The sequence below is a fragment of the Geitlerinema sp. CS-897 genome, from assembly GCF_028368005.1.
In the GTDB taxonomy this organism is placed as follows: Bacteria; Cyanobacteriota; Cyanobacteriia; order Cyanobacteriales; family Geitlerinemataceae; genus Baaleninema; species Baaleninema simplex.
Map to the genome: position 1 here is coordinate 1 of NZ_JAQNCQ010000195.1, position 5,648 is coordinate 5,648.

A 5,648-nucleotide genomic window follows, 5' to 3' on the forward strand; every position below is an offset into this window, starting at 1 on the left:
GATGCGCAGAAAATCTTGGTAGAATGTCGGTAGCATTTTTTTGTTGGGGTGGCCGCAAACGCCACCCTCTTTTTTGGGACTCCTCTATTCTCTCAAACAATTGTCCCGTCTGGCTTCCGTCTACCTTGTCACCCTCTCAGTTTCCGTAGTCAAAACTCCAGTAAATCACTGCAAAGCTCGCAAGTATTCCCGAGCGATGCCTGCAATATGAGCGGCGCGATCGAGCCAGTTGACAATTCTACGGGCGTTGTAAAAATCCTGACGCGAACCCGAAATATAATCGCTCAAACTATATCCCGTGTAGGACCCATCTCGCATTCCCAACACCAAAATTTTCGCCGCGATCTCTTTCTGTGCGGCCAAATCGGGATTGGCGATCAAATCGATGCCCAAACGAGCCGACCAGTGGCGGTAATTGGCTCGTCCCGTAATCTGGACGAACCCCCGTCCTTTGTAGAGCGGACCGTCTCCGGCGTAGATGTTTCCCAAGTCCGATCGCCACTCGTAATCCCAACCGCTGGCTAACTCTCGCATCCATTTTCCCATGTGAGATTCATGTTCGGCTGTGGCGAGGACGTAGGCGATTTGCCCCAAATCGGTGACGCCGTTGTCGAGACAGGATTGCAGGATTAAGGGAACTGAATCGCGAGCGTGAACGCGAATGTCAGGATAGGGAATCGAGGCGATAATCCGAGGAATATCGAAATTTCCAACCCCTTCTTTCGGGCGATCGGGTTGGTAAACACGAACGGGTCCGTCGATCAACATCGACCAGGTTTCCCGGCCGACTAAACCGTCTACGAGGAGGTTTCGCTGTGCCTGAAACCGCTTGACGGCGGCTTCGGTATTGACGCCAAACTTTCCATCGACAATTTCGTCGGGGGGAAAAATACCCGCGTCTTTGAGGCGTTGTTGTAAAACGCGAACGAATTCGCTGAGTTCCGGGTAGTCTAAGCCATCCCCCCGTTTTAAAATGGGAAATCGCGGAATCTCGACGGGAGGCTCGCTGTCTGAATCGTCTTTCGGTGGCTCTGACGGTGGCTCTACCGGTTTGGCAGGGGGTTTTTGGGAAATTCCGAGAACGCGATCGATCTCGATCCAGGTACTTTGTCCGACAATACCGTTAACTTCGAGGTCGTGGCGCATTTGAAAAACGCGCACGGCTTTTTCAACCTTGGAGTCGAACTGACCGTCTACGACTTCGCTCTCGGGAAGTAGTTTGAGTCGAATCAGAAGTCGCTGTAACTCTTTGACGGGTTCGATAAACTCCTTCGATTTAATGCCGTCTCCGGGTCGAAGAAAGATGCGTTTGACGGTCATAGTTCGTTTTGAAAATAGCGGTGACTCTATTTTAGACACCGTTGGGCGATTCGCGCGGCTCTACGGCCAAACGAGTCAGTTCGTCTCGATCGCTGGACTTCTCAGCCGCGAACGGCGACTTCGGGCAACCATTCTGTCTCTCGAGACTGCCAAACTTTGCCGTCCATGGCCATTTGCTCGATGGAACTGGCCAGTCGTAGGGCGCGTAATGCCTGTTCTCCACCGACAGAGGGTTGGTTGCCGCCGCGAACGCAGTTGACGAAATGTTCTAACTCTGCGTGTAGGGGTTCGATGTTGCTAGTGCGGACTTTTTCGATCAGTCCGTCTTGACGATACAACACTTGACCGTAATCGGTGGAGTAGTTGGCGGTGGTTTGACGGTGAATGAGGATTTCGTTGTTGAGGAAATCCGCTTCTGTCAGAGAATTTTTGCAATGAGCGGCGATCGATCGCCGTTTGCGGTGGGTTACTTTACTGGCGGTCAGAGTCGCGATCGCACCGTTGGCGAATCCCAGCGTTGCCGTGACGTAATCTAAATAGGGGGAACCGGAAACGCTGCTGCCGCTGGCGGAGACTTTCACCACGCGATCGCCGATGAGTTCCAACATCAAATCGATGTCGTGAATCATCAAATCCAACACCACCGAAACGTCGTTGGCGCGATCGGAATAAGGGCTGAGGCGATGCGCCTCTAACGCCAAAACGTCTTCGGTTTTTAAGACTTTACTGAGTTCTTGAAACGCGGGATTGAACCGTTCGATATGTCCCACTTGCAAGATACAACCCGATTCGGCTGCTGCATTGACGAGAGCTTCGGCTTCTGCGAGACTCGCCGCGATCGGTTTTTCGATCATGACGTGAATGCCCGCTTCTAGGCAGGCCATTCCCACCGAATAGTGCAACCGCGTCGGAACCGCCACACAAACCGCCTGGACGTGGGGGAGTAAATCGCGGTAGTCTTCGTAAAACTTGACGCGATACTTGCTGGCCGTATCCAGGCCGCGATCGACGTTAATGTCCGCCACTCCCACGAGTTCCACGTCTTTGAGCAGACTTAACACCCGCGTATGGTGTTGACCCATATTGCCAACCCCAATGACACCCATGCGAAGCGGCTCGGGTTGGCTCGTCCCCGCAGTGTTATTTGGATGATTCACGGATAGACTCTCTCATCACACTTGGTTTCGCCTCCCCCAACACCGGAAGAGTAAGTTCGGGCAGCCTAGTACGACCCAAAACTACCCAGATAGTATCACAGCGTCTTAAATTGTAAAGATTTGGCAAGTACAGTTTTCGACACTGTCTACTCCGGCGGATTTCGAGCGATCGGTGCGACGGTTGCAAGGGCGATCGCTCAAGCAAAGGTCGAACCGTTCCACCCCCACATAGCCCGTTCGGCATCGGCGAATTCAATGTACGTTCGTTTGGCCGGAACGCCGATGGCCTTTTCGATTTCTTGACAAAAATCCTCACTCATGGCCTTCGTTTGAGCGGGATTCATATTGCCAATACTTTTAATTTCGATGTAACACACTGGATCGGTGGTACCGCCGAAGGTCATGGGAACGTCTGCATCAAAGGCTGTCATTACGTAGGATTCAGGTTTTCCTAAATGTCCCGCCAGCTTGGACGACAGTTGTTTGAGCAGTCCTTCGATCGCCGTTTTCTCCGGTGCTACCGCAGAGGTTTTCACTTGAATTAAAGGCATGATGTCGTTCTCTGAGTCGTCAATGTCTAAAAACCCTTGTTGATGGGATGACCGGATGATGTGATGGGGTGAAGTTTTCTCCCCATCTCTCCATCTCCCCACTGGTGACGAGTGACTGTTGCTAAATTAACCGCCGTAACTCCAGCCGGTACTCGAGAGTTCGAGAATGTCGCCGTCACGGTGCAATCCAGCCGCAATGACTCGGCCGACGAAAACGGTATGGTCGCCGTGTTCGACACTGCCGACCACGTTACATTCGATATATCCGAGAGAGTCTTTAATAATGGGACATCCCGTTTCGCCGAGGACGAACTCGACATCTTCAAATTTGTTTCCGACGCGGCGTTGGGGTTTGAAGAACTGTTGCGCCATCTCTTTCTGTCCCGCTTCGAGGAAGCTGAGCGCAAACACGCCACTGGCTTTAATCATGGCATTAGAACCGCTATCGTTTTTGACGCAGTTCACCACTAGCGGCGGCTCAAAAGACGCCTGCGTCACCCAACTGGCAGTAAAGCCGTTGACGTTGTCGCTATCTTTGACCCCACAGATGTAGAGTGCGTGGGGCATTTTGCGTAAGAGTGTCTTTTTGGCGGCTTTTTTGTCTTCCGTATCTAACATCGCGTTGTGTTTCCCTTGGGTAGATTTCTCGGGGTGACAGCGCGTTCGGGAACCCGTCGCACCGTCAGAGTCATTGTAAACAGTTCCCCGTCACCCGTCATCTGTCGTTGGTTAGGGCGATTCCTGGCGATGGCTGAGGGGTTAAGGTACGATCGCTCCGGTCAGGAATTTTTGGAAAAACTCTCGAAATTCCCGGTATATCAGAGATGCTGGGCGTCTTAAACGACAATTTACTCAGGAGCGAGTCGAATTGTCTGAAGCTCTATTCAATGTCTAGGAATTTTTGTCGGTAAATCAATAGTTTTATTTTCTTCGCGATCGCTCTGTTGTCGTTCGGGTGTAGCTGAAGGCGAACTCTCTTCTAAAGGAGCCAACTCGATCTTATCGACGGCAACAAAGGAAGGTGAAACGATCGCCGCAAGTACACCACCAGGAACACCGCTCGGGGGAGGCGGAGCTTGAGGTACGACTCGACCCGTGACCATCACTGACCGACCTTCATAACGTTCGATTTCTTCACGCGATCGAATTGAAATCGAATGCCATGCGGGGTAGAGAAGAATTCCCCCACCAGAATTAAATGAAATTGCCACATGACCGTGATACACAGGTGGTGGAGTCTGACGTTTTCGGACATCATTTTGTTCGTAGATCCCCACAACCCGAACCTCTAATCCGTGGCGATCGCGAGAATGAAAAAGTTCTTGGAATTCCTCCCAGCTCGAAATTATTGGCAGATTTTCAGGACGACGAATTAACGGAAAAATCGCATTTTTTTTGCGATGTCGTGAAATGGAGCTGGTTCGATTGAGTTGTAGCATTTCTGCTAAAGGAATAATTTCGATATTTTCTACACTCACAAAACAAGGGGTCGCTCGCGTCTTTTTATTATTAAATTCGTAGAAACACTCTGGTACGACTCGACCCGTGACCGCTACTGACCAACCTTGATAACGCTCGATTTCTTCGAGCGATCGAATGGCATTCGGAGATTCAATTGGATACAGTAGAATTTTTGTGTTGGGAAGGACAACTGCAACATTGCCTCGATATCTATAGGTTGAGTTGCCCGGAAAGTAAACTTTCCGATATATTCCCATCACTCTTACTTCTACACTTTCTCGATTCTCGGTATTTTTAAATAGGCTATCGAGTTGAGATTTCGAGCTTATGGTTGGTGCTTTTTTTATTTGAGTTTCTACGCTGTTTGAATTTAAATCTTGTATCGAAATCGAGCGACACCCAAAAAGAGAGGCGATCGCCAAAAAAGAAATAAATACCATCAAAATTTGCATAATGCGCTCGAAAAAAGGTTTTTAATGGATTTGACTTTTAAAAATAACGATTGTTGTTTGATGGCAAAACTCAAATACGATGGGTGCATTTCAAAGAAAGCCAAAATATTCTTCTGGAGAAACCGGGACTCTGTCAGATCCCCAGTCTTGAATGTCCAATTCCTTGAAGATACCCGGTTTCGAGAAATTTACGGCCAATGAAATGCACCCCGAGAGCCAGCCATCGTGACATCGGAAACCTGGCTCGCTTTTCCTGGGAGGTTAGCATTTAACCTCGGTTGGCGATCGCGAACCTTCAATTGGTTTGGCTCGCCTCCATCTGCAACCGACTTCAACAACGCCGCTAGAAAGTTAGGGTCAATTTTCTATAGCCATTCAGGATAGCACTCCGTTAATTTTGTCTGGGGGTTGACGCTGAAACGCTTGACAGGAGAGGGTTAAACTCTAAAAACCCTGTCAGATCCTTGAGGAACGAGAAACGGCTCAACGCTTGACACAAGGCGGGTTGGCGGAGTTTTTTGTAAAGAATTCAGGAGAACTGAAGACGAAAAGTCTTAAGAAAAGCTTTACTTAGGGCTTGCTGAATAAGTCTCCAGAGCGAATTCTGATGCCGTACAGCTTGCCCAATGGTCGTTTTGGACTCTAGCTTCCCAATTGAATCGGTAATCGCCGACGAAAATCCAAGGTTTTTGAGCTTCTCGATCGGA

5 protein-coding genes are annotated in these 5,648 nt (G+C 49.7%); all 5 read right to left on the reverse strand.

Annotated elements, in window-relative coordinates:
• Positions 1 to 165: 165 nt before the first annotated feature.
• Positions 166 to 1,320 carry a peptidoglycan-binding protein gene (locus POG22_RS12445; RefSeq protein ID WP_498905574.1) on the reverse strand — a complete coding sequence of 385 codons (1,155 nt, stop codon included), beginning with the start codon at positions 1,318 to 1,320 and terminating at the stop codon, positions 166 to 168.
• A 101-nt stretch (positions 1,321 to 1,421) separates the two neighbouring features.
• The gene (locus tag POG22_RS12450; protein WP_051044136.1) at positions 1,422 to 2,426 is read right to left on the reverse strand and encodes a Gfo/Idh/MocA family protein; all 1,005 of its coding nucleotides are present in this window, start codon (positions 2,424 to 2,426) and stop codon (positions 1,422 to 1,424) included.
• 248 nt (positions 2,427 to 2,674) lie between these two features.
• Positions 2,675 to 3,028, reverse strand: coding sequence for a phenylpyruvate tautomerase MIF-related protein (locus POG22_RS12455; RefSeq protein WP_017660412.1), 354 nt, complete (start codon positions 3,026 to 3,028; stop codon positions 2,675 to 2,677).
• 126 nt (positions 3,029 to 3,154) lie between these two features.
• Positions 3,155 to 3,646, reverse strand: a complete 492-nt coding sequence (locus POG22_RS12460) for a flavin reductase family protein (RefSeq protein WP_017660413.1) — start codon at positions 3,644 to 3,646, stop codon at positions 3,155 to 3,157.
• 266 nt (positions 3,647 to 3,912) lie between these two features.
• The gene (locus tag POG22_RS12465) at positions 3,913 to 4,941 is read right to left on the reverse strand and encodes a hypothetical protein (protein WP_498905575.1); all 1,029 of its coding nucleotides are present in this window, start codon (positions 4,939 to 4,941) and stop codon (positions 3,913 to 3,915) included.
• Positions 4,942 to 5,648 lie beyond the last annotated feature (707 nt).